Source organism: Streptomyces sp. CNB091 (genome assembly GCF_000377965.1).
Genome location: NZ_KB898996.1, coordinates 296,013 through 316,975, shown reverse-complemented (window position 1 = coordinate 316,975; position 20,963 = coordinate 296,013). Strand labels below are relative to the sequence as shown.

The 20,963-nt window shown below is 73.4% G+C and carries 18 protein-coding genes; 13 read left to right on the top strand and 5 right to left on the bottom strand.

Going from position 1 to position 20,963, the window contains the following annotated elements; all coding sequences use genetic code 11:
* Positions 1 to 4 precede the first annotated feature (4 nt).
* Positions 5 to 778 carry a hypothetical protein gene (locus D581_RS01000000137265; RefSeq protein WP_018958036.1) on the top strand — a complete coding sequence of 258 codons (774 nt, stop codon included), beginning with the start codon at positions 5 to 7 and terminating at the stop codon, positions 776 to 778.
* Here D581_RS01000000137265 and D581_RS0115000 read toward each other — a convergent pair.
* From D581_RS0115000 to D581_RS0114990, 3 genes are all read right to left on the bottom strand, one after another.
* A complete protein-coding gene (locus tag D581_RS0115000) occupies positions 666 to 1,430 on the bottom strand; it encodes a gamma-glutamyl-gamma-aminobutyrate hydrolase family protein (RefSeq protein WP_018958035.1) in 765 nt (254 codons plus the stop codon). The genes D581_RS01000000137265 and D581_RS0115000 overlap by 113 nt on opposite strands.
* 53 nt (positions 1,431 to 1,483) lie before the next feature.
* Complete coding sequence (eat, locus tag D581_RS0114995; RefSeq protein ID WP_018958034.1) at positions 1,484 to 2,953, bottom strand: ethanolamine permease; 1,470 nt, start codon at positions 2,951 to 2,953, stop codon at positions 1,484 to 1,486.
* Between the two features lie 193 nt (positions 2,954 to 3,146).
* Positions 3,147 to 3,923 carry a FadR/GntR family transcriptional regulator gene (locus D581_RS0114990; RefSeq protein WP_018958033.1) on the bottom strand — a complete coding sequence of 259 codons (777 nt, stop codon included), beginning with the start codon at positions 3,921 to 3,923 and terminating at the stop codon, positions 3,147 to 3,149.
* A gap of 120 nt (positions 3,924 to 4,043) precedes the next feature.
* On the opposite strand from D581_RS0114990, the gene D581_RS0114985 reads away from it, so the two are divergent.
* From D581_RS0114985 to D581_RS0114975, 3 genes are read left to right on the top strand one after another with little or no spacing between them, the layout of a single operon-like run.
* On the top strand, positions 4,044 to 5,408 hold the full coding sequence (locus D581_RS0114985; protein WP_018958032.1) for a glutamine synthetase family protein: 1,365 nt from the start codon (positions 4,044 to 4,046) through the stop codon (positions 5,406 to 5,408).
* 27 nt (positions 5,409 to 5,435) lie between these two features.
* Entirely contained in the window at positions 5,436 to 6,818 is a 1,383-nt protein-coding gene (locus tag D581_RS0114980) for an aldehyde dehydrogenase family protein (protein ID WP_018958031.1), read from the top strand.
* Positions 6,819 to 6,823: 5 nt separating this feature from the next.
* Complete coding sequence (locus D581_RS0114975) at positions 6,824 to 7,609, top strand: 3-oxoacyl-ACP reductase (protein WP_018958030.1); 786 nt, start codon at positions 6,824 to 6,826, stop codon at positions 7,607 to 7,609.
* A gap of 106 nt (positions 7,610 to 7,715) precedes the next feature.
* On the opposite strand, the gene D581_RS0114970 is transcribed toward D581_RS0114975, so the two are convergent.
* Entirely contained in the window at positions 7,716 to 8,921 is a 1,206-nt protein-coding gene (locus D581_RS0114970) for a PucR-like N-terminal domain-containing protein (RefSeq protein WP_018958029.1), read from the bottom strand.
* Positions 8,918 to 9,070, bottom strand: a complete 153-nt coding sequence (locus tag D581_RS1000000141635) for a hypothetical protein (protein ID WP_003970781.1) — start codon at positions 9,068 to 9,070, stop codon at positions 8,918 to 8,920. The genes D581_RS0114970 and D581_RS1000000141635 overlap by 4 nt, the downstream gene beginning before the upstream one ends.
* 183 nt (positions 9,071 to 9,253) lie before the next feature.
* On the opposite strand from D581_RS1000000141635, the gene pgfA reads away from it, so the two are divergent.
* From pgfA to D581_RS0114920, 9 genes are all read left to right on the top strand, one after another.
* Positions 9,254 to 10,237 (top strand): cell envelope lipid trafficking protein PgfA, encoded by a 984-nt coding sequence (pgfA, locus tag D581_RS0114960; RefSeq protein ID WP_018958028.1) that lies wholly within the window; start codon positions 9,254 to 9,256, stop codon positions 10,235 to 10,237.
* Positions 10,238 to 10,546: 309 nt separating this feature from the next.
* Positions 10,547 to 11,740: a glycosyltransferase family 4 protein gene (locus D581_RS0114955; protein ID WP_018958027.1), complete on the top strand. Its 1,194-nt coding sequence runs from the start codon at positions 10,547 to 10,549 to the stop codon at positions 11,738 to 11,740.
* The gene (locus D581_RS0114950) at positions 11,737 to 12,456 is read left to right on the top strand and encodes a class I SAM-dependent methyltransferase (protein ID WP_018958026.1); all 720 of its coding nucleotides are present in this window, start codon (positions 11,737 to 11,739) and stop codon (positions 12,454 to 12,456) included. Before D581_RS0114955 ends, D581_RS0114950 begins: the two co-directional genes overlap by 4 nt.
* Positions 12,453 to 16,886, top strand: a complete 4,434-nt coding sequence (locus D581_RS0114945; RefSeq protein WP_018958025.1) for an alpha-(1->3)-arabinofuranosyltransferase domain-containing protein — start codon at positions 12,453 to 12,455, stop codon at positions 16,884 to 16,886. Before D581_RS0114950 ends, D581_RS0114945 begins: the two co-directional genes overlap by 4 nt.
* Entirely contained in the window at positions 16,886 to 18,214 is a 1,329-nt protein-coding gene (locus D581_RS0114940; RefSeq protein WP_018958024.1) for a condensation protein, read from the top strand. Before D581_RS0114945 ends, D581_RS0114940 begins: the two co-directional genes overlap by 1 nt.
* On the top strand, positions 18,211 to 18,936 hold the full coding sequence (locus D581_RS0114935) for a class I SAM-dependent methyltransferase (RefSeq protein WP_018958023.1): 726 nt from the start codon (positions 18,211 to 18,213) through the stop codon (positions 18,934 to 18,936). The genes D581_RS0114940 and D581_RS0114935 overlap by 4 nt, the downstream gene beginning before the upstream one ends.
* 4 nt (positions 18,937 to 18,940) lie before the next feature.
* A complete protein-coding gene (locus tag D581_RS0114930; protein ID WP_018958022.1) occupies positions 18,941 to 19,834 on the top strand; it encodes a hypothetical protein in 894 nt (297 codons plus the stop codon).
* A gap of 101 nt (positions 19,835 to 19,935) precedes the next feature.
* Positions 19,936 to 20,154: a Trm112 family protein gene (locus D581_RS0114925; RefSeq protein WP_007453982.1), complete on the top strand. Its 219-nt coding sequence runs from the start codon at positions 19,936 to 19,938 to the stop codon at positions 20,152 to 20,154.
* Positions 20,151 to 20,921, top strand: coding sequence for an FkbM family methyltransferase (locus tag D581_RS0114920; protein WP_018958021.1), 771 nt, complete (start codon positions 20,151 to 20,153; stop codon positions 20,919 to 20,921). The genes D581_RS0114925 and D581_RS0114920 overlap by 4 nt, the downstream gene beginning before the upstream one ends.
* The last annotated feature ends 42 nt before the right edge of the window (positions 20,922 to 20,963 follow it).

The following is a 20,963-nucleotide window of genomic DNA, read 5'->3' as shown; positions in this document are numbered from 1 at the left end:
CAGCATGGGCAGACCCACCCGGCTCGGGGACGAGGACGGCTCCGACTACGGACGCGCACTCGACGAGGTGATCGCCTCCCCGGAGATCCAACGCCTGCTCGAACGCTCGGGAGTCCCCGGCGGCCGGCTGCGCGTCCGGGGCCTGGCCGCCGTGGCACGCACGACGCCCGCGGCCGACGCCGAGTACCGGCGCTACGCGGCCCTGCGGCGGCGCGCCCGTGGCGGACGGCAGAACGCCGGAAGCCCGCCGCTCTCCGGACCGGGCGATCAGGAGCGGCCGGGGGCCGGGGTGCTGGCAGTCCTCGGGGTGCTGACGCCGGTGCTCGCCGCCGTGGCCGCGGCGACGTTCCTGCTGCTGGGCTACGGTCTGCGACTCGCCGGGGCGCTGCCCTCCCTGGCGGGCACCCTCGTCGGCGTCGGCGCGTTCAGTCTGGTGGTCGCGGCGGTCACGGCCCTGGTCAGTGCCGTCGCCCTGTACCGCACGGCGGCGAAGCAGTCGGCGGACGGCGCGGCGACCGTGCCCGACCGGTTCCCCGCCGTCGACGACGCCCGTGAGACGTGGCTCGCGGCGCTGCGCGACCGGGGGATCAGACCGTTCCTCCTCCAGGAGCTGGCCGGCGCGGCGACGCCCACGCCGGGTGCGGGCGAGGGCCTCGGCTCCCGTTTCAGCTCACCGGCGTTCGCGGGGCCCGACTTCTCCGGTCCGGGGTTCGAGGGGTCAGCGCCGCCCGCGCCCCGGCCGCCCGGGTCGTGGCCGCCCGGACCAGAGCGGCCATGACCCGGGTGTCCTCACCCATCTCCGGGTGCCACTGCACACCGAGCACCAGGCTCCCGTGCCCTGGGAGTTCCAGGGCCTCCACGGTCCCGTCGGGGGCGTGGGCGGAGGCCACCAGGCCGCCGCCGAGCCGGTCGACCGCCTGGTGGTGGTAGGCGGGCACCACGGCGGTCTCCGGGACGGCGTCCGCGTAGGCGGTGCCGGGCACGGGGGTCACCGGGTGGCTGCCGAAGACGCCGAGGCCGCCGGCGTGGTCGTCCAGGTGCTGGTGCAGGGTGCCGCCGAGGGCCACGTTCAGCAGCTGCATGCCCCGGCAGATGCCGAGCAGCGGGACCTCCCGTTCGATCGCGGCCCGGATCAACGCCAGCTCCCAGGCGTCGCGTTCGCGGGCCGGGGGGCCGGTACGGGGATCGGCGACCGCGCCGTAGCGCGCCGGTTCGACGTCCGCTCCCCCGGCGATCACCAGCCCGTCCAGGGCTGCGACGGTGTCCCGGGCCGCGTCCCGCGCGTCGTCGGGCGGCAGCAGCACGGCGAGCCCTCCCGCCGCCCGGACGAGGCGGGGATAGCCGGCGGGCAGCAGCACCGCGGGCATCTCCCACACCCCCCAGCGGGCCGGATCCTGGTAGGTGCTGATGCCGATGACGGGCCGGGACATGGAACGTGCTCCTCGTTGGATCGGTGGGGGCGGCCGGACGGAAGGTGCGGGGCTCAGTCGCGGGCGAGTTCGGCCTCGGCCGCCGCCAGGGCGGCGAACTCCTCCTCCGGGGCCCCCGCGACCAGTCGGTGACGGCTGTAGAAGGCGAAGTAGGCCAGTGCCACCGCGTACACGCCCAGCGCGATGAACGCCGCGTCGCGGTCCACCAGGAAGGTCGCCACCAGCGCCGAGCATGCCAGAACGAAGGCCACGGACGAGGTGAGCGCGCCGCCGGGGGTGCGGTAGGGGCGCGGCAGTTCCGGTTCGCGGCGACGCAGCACCAGGTGGGAGAGGGCCATGAGGGCGTAGCTGATCGTGGCGCCGAAGACGGCGACGTTCAGCATCCGGCCGCCGTCGCCGCTCCAGGCGGCGAGCGCGAACCCGATGATTCCGGGGATCAGCAGGCCGAGGTAGGGGGATTTGCGGCGGTTGGTCAGCGAGAGGAAGCGCGGCAGATAACCGGCCCGGGAGAGGGCGAACAGCTGGCGGGAGCTGGCGAAGATCAGGGAGAAGAAGGAGGCCACCAGTCCGGCGAGGCCCGCGTAGTTCACGAAGCGGCTCAGGGCGGTCGGCTCACCGGTCCCCTGCAGGGCCACGACGAGCGGGTTCCCGGCCTCCTTGATGGCGTCGGCGCCCTGGGCGCCGGTGGCGGAGATGAAGGTGATGACGGCCAGGAAGACCAGCACGGCGAGGGAGATGGCCAGGGCCTTGGGCATCGAGCGGACCGGGTCCTTGGCCTCCTCGGCGGCGAGCGGCACGCCCTCCACACCGAGGAAGAACCACATGCCGAAGGGGAAGGCCGCCCAGATCCCGAGGAGTCCGAACGGCAGCCAGGAGGAGGAGCCGAAGGCGGAGGTGTCCGCCGGGATGTCGTTGAGGCGGCCCGCGTCGAACTCGGTGAACGCGCCGACGGCGAAGATCAGCAGCGCGGCCACCGCGATGGCGGTCACCACCAGGCTGAAGCGGAGCGCCTCGCCGACTCCCCAGAGGTGGATGCCGATGAAGATCGCGAAGCAGGCGAGGTAGACGGGCCAGCCGGAGGTGAGGCCGAACAGGCCGAGCGATTCGACGTAGTCGCCGATGAACAGCGCGATCGCGGTGGGCGCGAGGATGTACTCGATGAGGATGGCCGTGCCGGTGAGGAAGCCGCCCCAGGTGCCGAGCGCCCGCCGGGCGAAGCCGTAGCCGCCGCCCGCCGTGGGCAGGATGGCGGAGAGTTCGGCCAGTGCGAAGACCAGACACGCGTACATGACGCCCATCAGGACCATGGCGACGGCGAGTCCGCCGAAGCCGCCCTTGGACAGGCCGATGTTCCAGCCGGAGAAGTCGCCGGAGACGACATAGGCGACGCCGAGCCCGGTCAGCAGTAGCCAGCCCGCACTGCCCCGGCGCAGGGTCCTGCGGTGCAGATACGCGTCCGTGCCGGACGCCCCCGGGCTCGCGTCACCGGGTGGGCCGGCGGGTGTTTCGGTTCCCTGAGCCATGAGGCGCTCCAGATGGGTGTCGACTTCATCGTGGGAACTGCTTCGATCAAAGGTCCGTCGGCACACCTTTGTGGAACGCGGGGGGAATCGCAAGGGGCGTGGCGTTAAAGAGCGGTTACGGATTCGGAGCGTCGTTGCGGATTCGCCTCCGCGCCGGATACCCGCCCGGGGACGCCCTGTCGATCAGGCCTGCTCAGGCGAGGAAGCCGCGCAGCAGGGCCGCCGTGCCTCCGCAGTGCTCGCGCATCGTCTCGCGGGCCGCGTCCGCGTCCCGGTCGAGCACCGCCTCGACGACGGCCGCGTGCTGCTGCTGGGAGTGCTCCAGGTTGCGCACCAGCAGCGGGATGCAGTCGAGCAGTTCGTTGAGGGTGGCCCGGACCGCGGCGTACTGTGCGGCAAGCGTGCGGGAGCCGGAGAGTTCGGCGAGCGTCAGGTGGAGCAGGGTGTCCTGGCGGCGGTAGTCCTCCAGCCTGGCGCCCCGCGTCGCGTCGAGCGCGGCCCGCAGCCTGGCCGCGCCGTCCGCCGGGAGCCCTTCGGCGCACAGGCCCGCCGCTCCGGCCTCCAGCACCTCGCGGAAGCGCAGGGTGTCCTCCACGTCGACGGCGGCGATGCGGCGGCGCAGTTCGCCGTCGCCGTCGGGGGCCGCGGTGCGCGGCAGGACGAACGTTCCTCCGTAGCGGCCCCGGCGGCTCTCGACCATGTTCTGGTCCTGGAGCACCTTGAGGACCTCGCGCAGCGTCACCCGGCTGATCCTCAGGTGCTGGGACAACTCGCGTTCGGAGGGGAGCCGTTCGCCCGGCGGAACCAGCCCCAGGCGCAGCAGCTGGAGGAGCTGCTCCAGCGTCTCCTCGAAGCCGTTGCCCGCACGGACGGGCCGCAGCACGGAGGCTTGCGGGCCGGTCACGGTGTCACCCCCGACACCCCCGGCGGCGTCGACCGCCGCCGCAGCCACCACCTCCGTCGCGGCCACCGCCGCTACCGCCGGACGGGTGTCGTCCGCTCTTCTCCTGGTGGCCACCGGCCGATCCCCTTCCCAAGCAATGGTTCCCTGCCATACCTTAAGCCTCCCGGTTCACCCAAGGAGGCACCCGTGGCAGACCGCACACCCCCGCTCGGCGTCGACGAGCTCCGCTCACGGGTCGCGGACGGGTCGATGGACACCGTGGTGCTGGCCTTCCCGGACATGCAGGGCAGGCTCCAGGGGAAGCGGTTCGCGGCCGGGTTCTTCCTCGACGAGGTCCTGGAGCACGGCACCGAGGGCTGCAACTACCTCCTGGCCGTGGACACCGAGATGCGGACCGTCGACGGCTACGCGATGTCCTCGTGGGAGAACGGCTACGGCGACTTCGGCATGGTCCCCGATCCCGCCACCCTGCGCCCCGTCCCCTGGCACGAGGGGACCGCCCTGCTGATCGCGGATCTCGCCTGGCACGACGGCAGTCCGGTGGTGGCGGCCCCGCGTCAGATCCTGCGCCGCCAGCTCGACCGGCTGGCGGAGCTCGGATACACGGCGCAGGTCGGCACGGAGCTGGAGTTCATCGTCTTCCGGGACAGCTACGAGGAGGCCTGGGACCGCGACTACCGCGGGCTGACCCCGGCCAACCAGTACAACATCGACTACTCGATCCTCGGCACCGGCCGCATCGAGCCGCTGCTGCGCCGGATCCGCAACGAGATGCAGGAGGCCGGGCTGACCGTCGAATCCGCCAAGGGCGAGTGCAGTCCCGGCCAGCACGAGATCGTCTTCCGCTACGACGAGGCGCTCACCACCTGCGACCAGCACGCTGTCTACAAAACGGGCGCCAAGGAGATCGCGGCCCAGGAGGGCGTCTCGCTGACGTTCATGGCCAAGTACGACGAGCGCGAGGGCAACTCCTGCCACATCCACCTCTCGCTGACCGACGCGGACGGCGCGAACATGATGGCGGGCGAGGGCGAGGGCGGCATGTCCGAGCTGATGCGGCACTTCCTGGCCGGACAGCTCGCCGCCCTGCGGGACTTCTCCCTCCTCTACGCGCCCACCATCAACTCCTACAAACGCTTCCAGCCCGGCTCCTTCGCCCCCACCGCCGTCGCCTGGGGCGTCGACAACCGCACCTGCGCCCTGCGGGTCGTCGGGCACGGGCGGTCGATGCGCTTCGAGAACCGGCTGCCCGGCGGCGACGTCAACCCGCACCTGGCCGTCGCCGGTCTTGTCGCCGCCGGACTGTACGGGGTCGAGCACGGGCTGGAGCTGCCCGAGGCCTGTACGGGCAACGCCTACACCGGGGACTACGACCAGGTGCCGACCACCCTGCGCGAGGCCGCCGAGCTGTGGGAGGCCAGCCCCATCGCCAAGGAGGCGTTCGGCGAGGAGGTCGTCGCCCACTACCTGAACATGGCCCGCGTCGAACTGACCGCGTACGACTCCGCGGTGACCGACTGGGAACTGCGCCGCTCCTTCGAACGCCTCTGAACACCACTCCCCGATCGAGGTCCGTACGTGTCACAACCCACCCTGGACGTCCTCGACCCGGCGACCGCCGAGGTCATCGCCACCGTCCCGGCGGCCTCCGCCACCGATGTGGACGCCGCCGTCACCCGTGCCGCCGCCGCCCAGCGGCGCTGGGCGGCCGCCGCGCCCGCCGACCGGGCGCGGCTGCTGCGCCGCTTCGCCGTCGTCGTCGACGAACACGTCGAGGAACTGGCCCGCTTGGAGGTCCGCGAGGCCGGACACACCATCGGCAACGCGCGGTGGGAGGCCGGCAACGTACGGGATCTCCTCGACTACAGCGCGGGCGGCGCCGAACGGCTCCTGGGCAGGCAGATCCCGGTGGCGGGCGGCATCGACTTCACGATTCTGGAGCCGCTGGGCGTCGTCGGGGTCATCGCCCCGTGGAACTTCCCGATGCCGATCGCCGCCTGGGGTCTCGCCCCGGCCCTCGCGGCAGGCAACGCCGTCCTGCTCAAGCCCGCCGAGACGACACCGCTGACCGCCCTCCGGCTGGCCGAACTCGCCCTGGAGGCCGGGCTTCCCGAGGGTCTCTTCCAGGTGCTGCCCGGCGAGGGGCCGGTGGCCGGGAACGCCCTGGTCGAGCACCCGGGCGTCGCGAAGATCGTGTTCACCGGCTCCACCCGGACCGGCAAGCACATCATGACCCGCTGCGCGGAGCGCGTGAAGCGGCTCACCCTGGAGCTGGGCGGCAAGAGCCCCAACATCGTCTTCGCCGACGCCGATGTGGAGGCCGCCGCGGCGGCCGCGCCGATGTCCTTCCTGGACAACGCCGGTCAGGACTGCTGCGCCCGCACCCGGATCCTGGTCGAGCGGTCCGTGTACGACCGGTTCCTCGCTTCGCTCGTCCCGGCCGTGGCCGCCGTCGTGGTGGGCGACCCCGCCGACGAGAAGACGCAGATGGGGCCCCTGATTTCGGCCGTCCAGCGGGAACGGGTCCGGGGGCTCGTCGATGGCGGCCGGGGAGCCGACGGCGCCCGGACCATCCTCGGAACGGCTCCCGAGGGTCCCGGGTTCTGGTATCCGCCGACCGTCCTCGCCGGGGTCTCGCCCGAGGCTCCCGTAGCGGTCGAGGAGGTCTTCGGGCCCGTCGCGGTGGTCCTGCCGTTCGAGGACGAACAGGACGCGCTGCGCCTCGCCAACGCCACCGACTACGGGCTCGCCGGCTCGGTCTGGACCCGGGACGTCGGCCGCGCGCTGCGCGTGAGCCAGGGGCTGCGGGCAGGCAACCTCTCCGTCAACTCGCATTCCAGCGTGCGCTACTCGACCCCCTTCGGCGGCTACAAGCAATCAGGGCTTGGCCGCGAGCTCGGCCCGGACGCGCTGGCCGCCTTCACCGAAACCAAGAACGTCTTCATCAGCACGGAGGCCTGAGCACCATGACCGACACTTCTTCCGTCTGCCGCCGTCTGGTCGGCCGCACCGCCGTCGTCACCGGAGCCGGCAGCGGCATCGGCCTGGCCACCGTCCGGCGGCTGGCCGCCGAGGGTGCGCACGTCGTCTGCGCCGATGTCGACGAGGAGAGCGGCAAGGCGGCCGCCGAGGAGGCGGGCGGGCTCTTCGTCCGTACCGACGTCACCGACGCCGACCAGGTGGACGCCCTCTTCAAGGCCGCGTTCGACACCTACGGCTCGGTCGACATCGCGTTCAACAACGCGGGGATCTCCCCGCCGGACGACGACTCCATCCTGGACACCGGCCTGGAGGCCTGGCGGCGGGTGCAGGAGGTCAACCTGACCTCCGTCTACCTCTGCTGCAAGGCGGCGATCCCCTACATGCGCGAGCAGGGCAAGGGCTCCATCATCAACACGGCCTCCTTCGTGGCCCGGATGGGCGCGGCCACCTCGCAGATCTCGTACACCGCGTCCAAGGGCGGGGTCCTGGCCATGTCGCGCGAGCTGGGGGTGCAGTTCGCCCGCGACGGGATCCGGGTCAACGCCCTGTGCCCCGGCCCGGTCAACACCCCGCTGCTCCAGGAGCTGTTCGCCAAGGACCCGGAGCGGGCCGCCCGGCGCCTGGTGCACATCCCGGTCGGCCGGTTCGCCGAGCCGACCGAGATCGCCGCCGCCGTCGCGTTCCTCGCGAGCGACGACTCCTCGTTCGTGAACGCCACGGACTTCCTGGTCGACGGCGGGATCGCCGGGGCGTACGTCACCCCGGTCTGATCCGGAGAGCGCCGGCCGTCCCGGCGGTCTGTCGACGGCGCCGGCGGCCGGGCGGCCGGGCGTTCGCGGACGTTCGGCCGCCCGGTCGCGGCCGCCCGGTCGCCGTTCAGCCCGCGGTGGCGGCCGGATCACCCCGCAGACGCCGGGCGCGGAGCACCAGGAGCATCTCGAAGCGCTGATCGGGTTCGTCGATGGCGTCGCCCCACAGCTCGCGGATCTGCCGCAGCCGGTAGCGGGCCGTCTGGGGGTGGATGCCGAGGCGGGCGGCCACCTCCGGGGCGCCGCCGGGCGTCTCGATCCAGGCGAGCAGCGTCTCGGCCAGACGCCGGGCCTGGGTCGGGCTGAGGCCCTCCAGCGGGGCGAGGCAGTGGCGGGCGGACGCGTCGATCAGCTCCTGGGCGGGAAGCAGCAGCAGTTCCTCCGTCCGCTCCGTGCAGTACAGCACCTCGCCCTGCGGCAGCAGACCCTTCTTGATCAGCTGGACCGCGGTCTCCGCCCACCGCAGCGAGGTCGCCGCGGCCGCCAGCGGGACCGCCGGGCCGATCGCCCCGGACCAGCCGGCCGTGGCGCGCCGCAGGATCTCCGCACGGCCCGCCGTGTCCGGGTCCGGGATGACGATGCGCGGCTGCTCGCTCTCCATCTCCAGCAGAATGCCCTGCCCGACCGCCGGGGCCACGGCCTCGCGGGCCGGGCGCATGAGCACACCCACGGCGATCGTCTCCGGCAGCTCCCAGCCGATGCGGGCGGCCCGCTCGGACAGGGCCACCGACACATCGCCCCGGTGTTCCACCAGGAGGAGCTCGATCAGCTGGCGCTGGAGGCGGAGCCGTTCGCTGGCGCGCCGGGCCGCCGCCTCGGCGTAGCCCCGTACCGACTGTTCCACGAGCCCGTCCAGATACTCGAATCCCGATTCGGCCAGCTCGTACATGGCGGGCGCGGGGATGTCGGCCTGCTGGCCGATCTCGGCGAGCCTGCGCCAGGTGAGCCGGACCCCGAGGCGGTAGATGGCCTGGAGCGCGTCGAGGCTGCGGCCCTCAAGACCCTCGCCGCGCCCGAACTCCTGGAACATCTCCGGCGGCACCCGGGGGTGGGCGCCGGCGGTGAGGTTGTGGACGAAGCCTTCGATGGCGCGGCGGATGCCGACGAGGGCCAGCGGCTCCCCGGACTCGTCCTCGACCAGCTGCAGATAGGGATATTCCTGGCGAATCTGGTACAGGATCATCTGAGCGAGTTCGGGGGCCTCGGACCGGGCGATCGCCTCGAAACGGTCGAGCTTCGACCGGGGAACGTCCTGCCAGGCCGGGCGGGTCACGGAACCGCCGGGGCGGTGTCATAGCTGATCAGGGGCGTATTGGGCTGGTCGGGAGTGGCGTCGAGCAGTGCCACGACACCGACCGCCGCACCAACGGCGAGTGTGGCGGCCACCAGAACGGTGACAGCGGCGGCGATGAGTCTGCGCATGGTCGGGTCAGCTCCTTGCTGGAGGCGATCCCCACCCCGTCAGCCGGGCCCCTCCGGCTGGAACACAGTGTCGACAGCACATTGACATTCCGTCAAGGGCTTGCTTACTGTTCACGCCAATCAAGGGCTGACCGGCCCGGGCCCGTGCACCTCCGCGAAGAGATTCGACCCAGGAGTGCCCGGATGCGCCACAACGCTTCACCCCTGTCGCTTGTCCTGCTGGGGGCAGGGGTTTTCCTGCTCGTCCTCGCGCCGCTGCTCGTCTGGTACGTCCAGCCGCATGCCAAGCGCACCCCCGTCGACATCGACACCACCACCGTCTTCACCGGAACGGGCAGCTATTTCGACACGTCCGAGGTGGAGACGGTCGAGGGCAGAACGATCACGATCACGCGCCAGGTGCGCGGGGATGTGGCCGACAGCGAGAAGAGCGGCAACGCCGTGTGGGACGTCTCCACCTCGGTCGACCACCAGGACACCCTGCCCGCCTCGGACCCCCGTGACGCCCTCCAGTGGACGCTGGAGCGCTGGGTGACCGACCGGGTCACGAACGAGCCGGTCCACTGCTGCGAGGAATCCCCGACGTTCGACGGGGAGGCCTATCTGAAGTTCCCCTTCGACGTCGAGAAGCGTTCCTACCGCTGGTGGGACAGCACGCTCGGCGGGGTCGTGCGGCTCGCCTACGCCGGTGAGCAGGAGGTTCAGGGCTACTCCGGCCTGCTCTTCAAGGGCGAGGTCGAGCCCACCAGGACCGGGGTGCGCCAGGTGCCCGGGCTGCTCGTGGGGAAGAAGAAGATCCCCCAGGTGCTGGCCGAGGAGTGGTATTCCAACAGCGGCATCGAGCTGGTGGTCGACCGGCGGACCGGGCGGATCATGAACGCGGCGATCGGCCCGAGGAAGACGCTGCGTGCCCCGGGCTCCGAGAAGGACGCCGTCGTGCTCCTGGAGAGCAAGCGGGTGGAGTTCACCGAGGAGACCCAGCTCAAGCAGGTCGAGCTGGCGTCGGCGGACAGCGACCGGCTGGCGATGCTCGGCACGACCGCGCCGGCCGGGGCGGCCGGGCTGGGCGGTGTGTTCGCCGTGGCGGGCGTCGTGCTCGTCGTCCGGGGCCGCCGGACGGAGCCGGAAGCGCCGAATACTCACATGATGACGATTCCGCACACCTGAGTTACCGGCAAGTTGTTGCACCGGTGAGTAGCCGGGCGCGTACCCGTGCCGAAAACTGTCTATCCCCACCAGAGCACGGCCCCCCGGTCTCGTCCCGTCCGTCCTTCTCCTCTTCACGTCCTCATCACGCCCAACACGCCCATCACCCTCATCACCCTCATCCCCTCTTCTCGATCCCTCGCCCCGCGGCCGGGCTCCCCGGCCCGGCGCGCCCCTGTCCCGGCCTCCCGGTACGTCCCCGCTCCAAGCGGCCCTCGCCCCGAGGGCCGCTCCCCTAGTCCCCGCCCCCCGAGCCGAGTTGGAGCACCCATGCCCCAGCACGTCCCTCCCCCACTGCTCGACGCCGTCGCGCGTCCGGGTCAGGGCCCGGCGCCCGCCACGGTCCCCGCGCCCCCCCGACGCATCGTCTTCCTCGCCCATCGCGACCTGGGCAATCCGGCCGCCGGCGGCTCCGAGCTGCTGGTCGACCAGCTCGCCCTGGGCCTCACCGAGCAGGGCCACGACGTCACGCTGCTGTGCGGCGGACCGGCCGCCCGCCGGCCCTACCGGGTCGTCTCGGCAGGCTCCGCCCTGGGGCACTACGTCGGCGCGCGGTCCGCCTTCGCCCGGCGGATCGGCACCTGCGACCTGCTCGTCGAGGTCTGCAACGGCATGCCGTACCTGGCCCCGCTGTGGCACCGCGGACCCACGGTCTGCCTGGTCAACCACGTGCACACCGACCTGTGGGACATGCGCTTCCCGACGCCGGTGGCCCGTGCCGGGCGCAAGCTCGAACACTGGGCCCTGTCCCGGGCCTACCGCGACCACCTGATGATCGCGGTGTCCCCGTCCACGGCGGGCGCCCTGCGCGAACTGGGCGTGCCCGACCGGCGGATCCGGGTGGTGCACAACGGCGTCCAGGAGCCGAGCCCGCAGGGCGCGCGGTCCGCCACCCCGCTGTTCGTGGCACTGGGCCGGCTCGTCGACTACAAGCGCATCGATCTGCTGCTCCAGCTCTGGGAGCGGGTCCGGCCGGTCACCGGCGGTCGGCTCGTCATCGTCGGTGACGGCCCCGAGCGGGCCCGGCTGGAACAACTCGCCGGCCCTGGAGTGGAGTTCGCCGGTCATGTGACCGAGGCGGAGAAGCACCGGCTGCTCTGCGCCGCGTGGATGCTGCTGCACCCGGCGGCCGTGGAGGGATGGGGTCTCGTCGTCACGGAGGCCGCGGCCCGGTCCACCCCGACCCTGGGCTTCGACGTGCCGGGGCTGCGCGACTCCGTCGAGGACGGTGTCACCGGGATCCTCGCCCCGGGCGCGTCGTCCTTCGCCGCCTCCTGGTGCGCGCTCGCGCTGGACGACGAGCGGCGCGAGGCGATGGGCAGGGCGGCCCGCGAACGGGCCGCCGACTACCGGTGGGCCGCCAGTGTGCGCCGGTTCGCCGCGGTCGCCGCCGAGGCGGCCGCCGGTGCGAGCGCCGGGTCCGCGGGCGGCCCGAGCGCCCCGGTGATCGGCGCGAGCGCGTGAAGGACCCCTCGTTCCGGCGATCGGCCGCCCTGCTCCGCGCCTTCCTGCGCGAACAGGGCGACCCCGCCACGGCGTACACCCTGCTGGCCCGCGACGCGGCCGACCAGGTCGAGCGGCACGGCCCGCTCCGCGACAAGGTCGTCGTGGACGTCGGCGGCGGCGACGGCTACTTCACCCGCGAGTTCCGGCGGCGCGGTGCGCACAGCTACCTCTTCGAACCGGATCCGGCGGAGATCGGCCCCGGGCAGCGCGCGGACACCGTCGTCGCCGACGGCTATCTGCTGCCGCTCGCCGACGGCGCGGCCGACGTCTGCTTCTCCTCCAACGTGCTGGAGCACGTCGCCGATCCGCACACCTTCCTCAGCGAGATGGCGCGGGTGACCCGCCCCGGCGGCCTCATCTACGTCTCGTACACCAACTGGCTCTCCCCGTGGGGCGGCCATGAGTGGGCGCCCTGGCACTACTTCGGCGCCGACCGCGCCCGGAGCCGCTACGAGCGGCGCACCGGTGGCCCGGCCAAGCACCGGCTCGGCGAGAACCTCTTCAAGATCGGCGTCGGGGAGACCCTGAGCCACGTCCGGAGCCGCTCCGACGTGACCGTCGTCTCAGCACGCTCGCGCTACTGGCCCGTCCTTCCCCAGCTCGTGCCGCGCATCCCCGTACTGCGGGAATTCGCCACCTGGAACCTCCTCCTCATCCTCCGGCGGTGTTCATGACCAGCGCTGTCCACCCACCCCGGTCCACGGTCCCGGAGGGCGCGGGTCCCGCGCCGTCCGGTCCCGCCGACGGACCGCCCACGCCCCGCTCACGGCGCTGGCTGCTGGGCTTCTGGGCCGCCGTGTTCGCGGCCTTCCTCGCGGTGTCGCCCGGCCGGATGACGTTCGACACCAAGCTCGGCGTCGTCGCGGACCCCTGGCGCTTCCTGGGAGACCTGGGCGAGCTGTGGCACAGCCGGGCCGGGTTCGGCGGGATCGCCGACCAGTACGTCGGCTACGCCATCCCGATGCTGCCGTACTACGGGGCCGCCGACCTGCTGCACCTACCGGTCTGGCTCGCGGAGCGGCTGTGGCTGTCGCTGATCGTGGCGACCGCCTTCTGGGGTGCGCTCCGGCTGGCGGAGCGGCTGGCCGTGGGTTCCCCGGCCACCCGGCTGCCGGCCGCGGTCGCGTACGCGCTGTGGCCGACGTACACCATCGTCGTGGGCTCGACCTCGGCGGCGGCCCTGCCGGGCGCCCTGCTGCCGTGGGTGCTGCTGCCGCTGACGGACCCGCGCCTCTCACCGAGGATCGCGGCGGCCCGGTCCGCGCTGCTGATCCCGCTGATGGGCGGCGTCAACGCCGCGTCCACGCTGGCCTCGCTGCTGCCGGTGGGGCTGTATCTGCTGTCCCGTCCCGGTGGGCCGCGCAAGCGCGCCCTGCTGGCCTGGTGGATTCCGGGCGTGATCCTGGCGACCGCCTGGTGGATCGTTCCGCTGCTGCTGCTGGGGATCTACGGCGAGAACTTCATGCCGTACGTGGAGTCCTCGTACACCACCACGACGACCATGTCGGCGACCGAGGTGCTGCGCGGGGGCGGTAACTGGGTCGGCTATCTGAACTTCGGCGAGGCCTGGCTGCCCGCCGGCTGGACCGTCGCCACCGCGACCGTCACCATCCTGGGCTCGGCGCTCGCCGCCGCCCTGGGCCTGGCGGGTCTGGCGCGCCGTGATCTGCCCGAGCGCCGCTGGCTGGTGCTGACTGTGCTGAGCGTCGCGCTCATCACGCTCGCCGGTTACGGCGGTGCGCTGGGCGGGCTGTTCCACGGGACCGTGCAGAACTGGCTGGACGGCTGGCTGGTGCCGTTCCGCAATATCTACAAGTTCCAGACGGGTCTGGCGCTGGCCCTGGCCCTGGGTCTCGCGCACCTCACGGCGGTGGCCTCCGTCGCCGCGGCGGCGCGGGGCGGCGGCAGCGCGGTGCGCGCCCGCCGGCTCGTGCCGGTGATCGCCGCCGCGCTCGTGCTGCCGGGTCTCGCCTGGCCGTACGTCAACGGCTCGATCCTCCAGACGGGTTCGTTCCAGCAGCTGCCCGCGTACTGGGAGACGACCGGGAGTTGGCTGAAGAAGAACTCGGCCGACGACCGCGCCCTGGTGGTTCCCGCGACCGCGCACGGCATCTACACCTGGGGCTCCCCGATCGACCAGCCGCTGGACGTGCTGGCGAACTCGCCCTGGGCGCAACGGGATTACGTGCCGTTCGGCACGCCGGGCAACCGGCGGGCGATGGACGCCGTCGAGCAGGCGCTGACCACCGGCGGCGAGGTGCCAGGGCTGAGCGAGTACCTCAACCGGGCGGGGCTGCACTATGTGGTGGTCCGCAACGACCTGGATCCCGACCAGTTGGGGTACGTCCCCACGGCCACGGTGAAGCGCACCCTGGAGGCGTCCGGGTACCGGCGCGTGACCGGTTTCGGTCCGGTGATGACCGGCGGCCGGATCGCGGCGGACACCCCCGTGCAGGTCGAGGGCCTCTATCCGCGGCAGCGGGCCGTGGAGATCTACGAGCCGCCCGCCGGGACCGAGCGTCCGGGGCGGGCGACCACGTCCCCGGTGGCCTCGACGGCCGTCGTGAGCGGCGGGCCCGAGTCCCTGCTGCCGCTGTCGGCGAGCGGCGCGCTGAACGGCCGGCCGGCCGTGCTGGCCGGCGACGCGCACCCGGGTCTGGGACGCCCGTCGCTGTACGCGGCGGGCGACGGGCTACGGCGCGCCGACACCCGGTTCGGTCTGGTCAACTCCAACACCTCGTACACGTACACCGCTGATGAGCGCAACGCGGTGGAGGCCACGCAGGATCCGGACCGGAGCCCCCGGCAGATCCTGCCGACCTCGGGCGCGGAGCACCAGACGACGGCCGTGCTGCGGGGCGCCAAGAAGGTCAGCGCCTCGTCGGTGGGGAACTGGCTGTTCCATCTGCCGCAGTACGACCCGGTCAACGCCTTCGACGGCAACCCGGACACCGGCTGGGCGGAGGGGTCCCCGGGCTCTCCCGAGGACGAGTGGGTGCGGATCGACTTCACCACTCCGACGGAGCTTCCGGGCTCGCTCCAGGTGACGCCGCTGCCCAGCGCCAACGTGCGGGCCGCGCCGACCGTCGTCCGGGTCGAGACCGAGCGGGGCTTCAAGGACAGCCCGCTGAGGACGGACGGATCGGCGCAGCCGGTGGCCGCGCCCGCCGGGCAGGCTTCCTGGCTGAAGGTGACGATCCTGGAGTCCCAGCAGGGGCGTCCCGGGCTCACCGGCGCCGGCTTCACCGACATCGCGATCCCCGGGGTGCAGGTGACCCGGATGCTGGAGCTGCCCTCCGACGCGCCGCGCGAGGGCGCGGACTCCACTCTCTACTCGCTGCGGCGGGGCAGCGACCCGGGCGGTCTGTCGTCGGTGGCGGCCGAGGTCGGCCTGCACCGGCAGTTCACCGCCCAGGAGGCGGGCGCGTACAAGGTGTCCGCGAGCGCGGTGCCGGTGCCCGGCGAGGCCCTGGACAAGCTGCTCTTCGAGCTGACGGGCGAGCGGGACAAGATCGACGTGAGCGCCGACTCCACGGCGCGGCTGGGCACCAGCCTCACTCCGCGCAATCTGACCGACGGCGATCTGACCACGGCGTGGATCGCGGGCGAACGCCCCGTACTGCATCTGTCCTGGCCGGAGAAGAAGGAGGTCGGGGAGATCGTCTTCGCGGCGGCCGGCGGCCTGTCCACCCGCCCTGAGCAGGTGCAGATCAGCTCCCCCGACGGCACCGCGGTGGCCTCGGTGGACGAGAACGGCATGGCGCGCTTCTCGCCCATCAGGACCGACCGGATGGACATCACCATCTCGCGTCAGGCGCCGCTGACCGTTCACAACCCGGTCGCCGGCGACCAGTTGCAGCTGCCGGTGGGGCTGAGCGAGGTCTACGTCCCGGCCCTGGAGGAGTACCGCTCGCCGCAGCCCAAGCCGGACAAGACCTTCAGCCTGGCCTGCGGCAAGGGCCCGGTCCTGTCCGTCGGCGGTACGTTCCTGGAGACCCGCGCCGAAGGCCTGGTGCGGGACCTGACGCAGCGCCGGCCCATCGAGGTCACGCCGTGCACCGAGGGCGGCACGGTGGAGCTGGCCGCCTCGTCCACCACCGTGGAGGCGGGTGACGCGGGACCCCTCGCCATCACGGACGTCACGCTGAGCAACGGAACCACCGAGGCCGAGGCGAGCACGCCGCGTTCGGTGGACGTCGAGCGGGGCGACGGCGACCGGCGCACGATCGCCGTCGGCGCGGGCCAGGCCTCCTACCTCCAGATCCACGAGAACCACAACAAGGGCTGGAAGGCCACCCTGGACGGCGAGGAGCTGACGCCGCTGCGGATCGACGGCTGGCAACAGGCCTGGCTGATCCCGGAGGGCGAGGGCGGCAAGGTCACCCTGGAGTACGAGCCGGCCCGGATCTACCAGGTGGGTCTGATCGGCGCCGGGGTCCTGCTCCTGGCGCTCGTGGGGCTCGCGTTCGTGCGGCGTCGGGGGGCGGAGCCGTACGCGGCCGAGGAGCAGCCCGTCGCGCCCGGTCCGGGTCTGGTCCTGGGCACGGTGGCGCTCACCCTGGTGGGGGTGGTGATCGCGGGGCCGCTCGCCCTGGCGGTGCCGGTCCTCGCCGTGCTCGCCCACTTCCGGCAGAGGCTGCTCGCGCCCGTCGCGTTCGCGGCGATGGCCGCCGCGGGTGTCGTCGCGGCGGTGGGCACCGGGGAGACCACGGCGGCGGGAGAGGGCGCGTTCGGCGCGACAGCCCAGTTCCTGGCGGTGGTCGGCCTGTTCGCCGCCCTGGTCACGGTCGGGCGCGAGCCGCTCGGCAGGCGGGCCGCCAGGGGCCGGGGCGCGGCGGGCGGCGAGGCGCCCACGGTGCCGGCGCAGGCCGCCGCCGCTTCGGGCCGGACGCTGTCCACCGACCCGAAGCGTCCGCAGGGAACTCCGCCTCCCGCGCCCGGATTCGGGTACGGATCCGGCTCGGGCGAAGGCGAAGGCGAAGGCGAAGGCGAAGGCGGCAGCCACGGCGACGGCCATGGCGGTGACGGCCATGGCGGTGACGGTCCGACGCGGCAGCCCGGCGGTCAGCAGCCGCCGCCGTCCCGTCCCGGAGGGGGCACCTGATGGCGACCACGCAGCACCCCCGGGCACGGGGCGGCATGTCCCGGCCCGGGGCCCCGGCCCGGGTGCCGTTCCCCGTGGTCGACGAGGTGGCCCGGCACTGTGCGCAGGACACCGAGCCGAACACGGTGCACATCGAGATCCACCTGCCCGGCCGGGTGGACGAGGGGCGGCTGCGCTCCGCGTTCGCCGAGGCGCTCGCCCGGCACCCCCGGGCGCTGATGCGGGAGCGCCCCCGGTCCCCGTTCGCCCGGCGTTACGAGTGGGAGCTGACCGGGAGCCCCGACACGGATCCGGTCTCCTTCCCACCGTCCGCGCCCGGGGCGCTCGCCCGGGCCCGGGCGCGGGCGCTGGACGAGGCCCCTCCGCTGACGGCGTCGCCGCCGCTGCGGCTCGCCGTGGTCGAGGAGCCGGGCGCCGCAGGGTGTGTGCTGCTCTTCACCGTGCACCACACCGCCCTCGACGGCCCGGCCTGCATGCGGCTGGCGGCGACGGCCGCCGAGGTCTACGGGGCGCGGCGCACCCCGCCGGCCCCCGCACCCGCGCGGCCGGCGTCCGAGCCGTCCGTCGGGGAGTCCCCCGCGGCGCCGCTGGCCCGGCCCGCCCGGATCGCGGCGGGCTCGCCCGGGCCCTCGCCGGTACCGGGCAACGCCATGCTGCTGGTCGAACTGCCGGTCCCGAAGCGGGAGTCCGGCGCGCCGTACACGGTGAACGACCAGCTGATGGTGGCCACCGCGCTCACGGTGGCCGACTGGAACCGGGAGCGGGGCGGGCCGGGGGCCGACCGCCGGCCGCTGCGGATCACCATGCCGGTCGACGACCGCACCCGGGGCCCCGAGATGCCGATCGGGAACGGCACCCGGCTGGTGGAGGTCGGCTTCGCCGCGTCCGAACTGGCGCCCGGGACCGACCTCCCCGCACTGCTCCGGGCGACCGCGGAGCGCACCCGGGTGCTCAAGGCGCGCCCCCGTCCCCCGTTGGGCCGTTCCGCCTCCCTGCTGACCGCGCCGCTGCTGCCGGTGGCCGCCCGCGCCGCCCTCACGCGGGGGCTGCGGGTGCTGGCGGGGCCGTGGACCTCGACGACGCTGCTGAGCAACATCGGCCGGGTGCCGTACCCGTTGGACTTCGGGGAGGCGGGCCGGGCGACGGCCGTGTGGTTCTCCGCGCCCGCCCGGATGCCCCGGGGGCTGACGTTCACCACGGCGTCCACGGGCGGCCGGCTGCATCTGGCGCTGCGCTGGTCGCGCACCCTGCTGGGCGACGAGGACGGCGTACGCCTGCGCGAGCTGTTCACCCGTCACCTGGCCTCGACGTCCTCGGAGACCGCATGACCGGCACCGCCCCTCCCCCGCCCGGGCTGCGGGACTTCTACGAGAACCCGGCCGTTCCCGTCGCCTCGGGCGACGGGCGCACCCTGCGGCAGGCCCGGCTGCTGGCCGACGCGCTGGGCGCCCCGGGGCAGGTGATCCTCGACATCGGGTGCGGCGACGGCACGGCGGCGGCCACGGCGGCCCCGGTCCTCGCCGGTCACCGGCTGATCGGCGTCGACTGGTCGCAGGACGCCCTGCGCAGGGCCCGGCCGCGGATGGGTCTCGTGGTCCGCGGCGAGCTGGAGCACGGCGGGCTGCCGCTGGCCGACGGGTGCGCGGACGCGGTGCTGTTCAGCGAGATCCTGGAGCATCTGGTCGACCCGGACCAGGCGCTGGACGAGCTGCGGAGGGTCCTGCGGCCCGGCGGCCATCTGATGCTGTCCACCCCGAACCTGGCGGCCTGGTACAACCGGGCGCTGCTGCTCGCCGGGGTGCAGCCGGTGTTCTCGGAGGTCAGTCTGCGCGGCATCCACGGCCGCCCCGGCTCCGAGGTGGTCGGGCATCTGCGGCTGTACACGGCCCGTGCGCTGCGCTCGTTCCTGGCGGCGTCCGGCTTCGACGACGTGCGGATCACGGGCGCCCCCTTCCACGGGGTGCCGCGCCCGCTGCGGCTGCTGGACCGGGCGGCGTGCTCGGTGCCCGGGGCCGCCTCCATCCTGCTGGCCCACGCGCGGCGGAGGTAGCGCGGTGTGGTGGGGTGTCGGCGCGGCGCTGATCGCCAACGCGCTGTACAGCGTGGGGTTCGTGGTGGAGAAGCGGGCCCTCGGCTCGCTGCCCGCGCTCTCGGCGGGCCGGCCGCTGCGGGTGGTCCGGGTACTGCTGACCAGTCCGCTGTGGATCGTCGGCGCGCTGGCGCTGGCGGCCGGGTTCGGGGCCCAGCTGGTCGTCTACCGGGCGCTGCCGATCGCGGCGGCGCAGGGCATCTTCGTCTCCGGTCTGGTGCTGCTTCTGCTGTTGTCGTCGGCCGTGCTCGGCGAGGAGTCGACGGGCCGCGAACGCTATGCGCTGGGCGGGGTGCTGGTCGCCCTGCTGATGGTCGTCGCCTCGGTGCGCGAGGGCGAGGACGTGGTGGGCGGCGGCGCGCCGTGGGCGCTGGTGCTCCTGGTCTGCGTGCCCGCGCTGGGGGCGGGCGTCTGGCTGTACGTACGGGTCGAGAGCCGGGCGGCCAGACGGCACCGGGTCCCGACCAGCGGCATCGGGTACGGGGTGGCGGTGGGCCTGCTCTACGGGGTCAGCTCGCTGGCCATCAAGGGCACGTCCAGCCGCCTGACCGGGACGGGTCTCGGCGAGGCCGCGTGGTCGCTGCTGGCGTCCCCGTATCCGTATCTGCTGCTGTTCACGGCGGGGGCCGGTCTGGTGATGTCGCAGACGGCGTTGCAGCGCTGCCGGGCCTCCCTCATCGTGCCGGTGTGCACCACGGTGACCAGCCTGTTCACCGCGGTCCTCGGGACGCTCGCCTTCGGCGAGACGCTTCCCGACGATCCGCTGCTGCTGGCCCTGCGCGTGGGCGGCACGGCGCTCGCCCTCTCCGTCCTGCTGGCCATGCCGCGCCACGACGCTCGGCCCGCGGCCCCGTCCTGACCCCGGATCCGGCACCACCGCGACACTCCCGCCACCTCTGCCACCTCTGCCACCTCTGCCCTTCGACACCTTCGACACCTCCGACACCGAGGAGCTACCCGATGAACCCCGACGACCCGCTGCTGGCCCTGCTGGCCTGCCCGCTGGACAAGGGCCCGCTGTCCCTGCTGGCCGAAGAGGAGGCCCTCTACAACCCACGGCTGCGCCTGAGTTACCCGATCGTGGACGGCATCCCGCAGCTGCTGCCCTCCTCGGGCAGAAAGGTCGGGGCGGACGACCACGAGCGGCTGCTCACCCGGCTCAAGGCCTCGGCGACGTGACCACGTTCGCCGCGGCGGTGGCGTCACGCCTGCCCGGGGGCCTCGTCGGCTCGGCCGCCGTCGCCCTGTACCCGCGCTTCGAGCCCGAGCTCCGGCGGCTCGCCGACTTCTGCCCGCCGGACGGTATCGCCGTCGACATCGGTGGCTGGTACGGCCCCTGGTCGCGGCGGCTCGCCGCCCGCTGCGCCGAGGTGGTCACCATCGAGCCCGTGCCGCATCTGGCCGAGCACCTGCGCCGGACGCTGCCGTCGAACGCCCGGGTGGTCCAGGGCGCGGCGACCGACCGGCCGGGCACGGCGCGGCTGTGGTTCCCGGAGGGCGACAGCGGCGACCGGGGGGTGTCGTCGCTGGCCCGCCGCGACATCCACGCGCACTGCCTGGAGGTGCCGTCGATCACCGTCGACAGTCTCGGACTGAGCGGGGTCGGCTTCGTGAAGATGGATGTCGACGGCGGCGAGCGGGCGGCGCTGCTCGGTGCGGCGGAGCTGCTGCGCAAGGACCGTCCGGCCGTGCTCGTCGAGCTGGAGAGCCGGCTCGGCCCGATCGCACCGGCGGTCGACCTGCTGACCGGCCAGGGCTACGCGGGCTGGCTGCTGGCGGGCCGGCGCTGGATCACGCTCGACGGGTTCGACCTGGTGGCCCACCAGGCGCGGACGGAGCACCTGGTGCACCAGGGTCTGCTGCGCCGGGCCTTCGTCCCGCACCGGGAGCGGTACATCAACTCGGTGCTCTTCCTGCCGGACGGACGGACCCCGGGCGCGGCCTGACGGTCGCGCGAGACGCGGCACCCGACATTGCACGACGAGGGG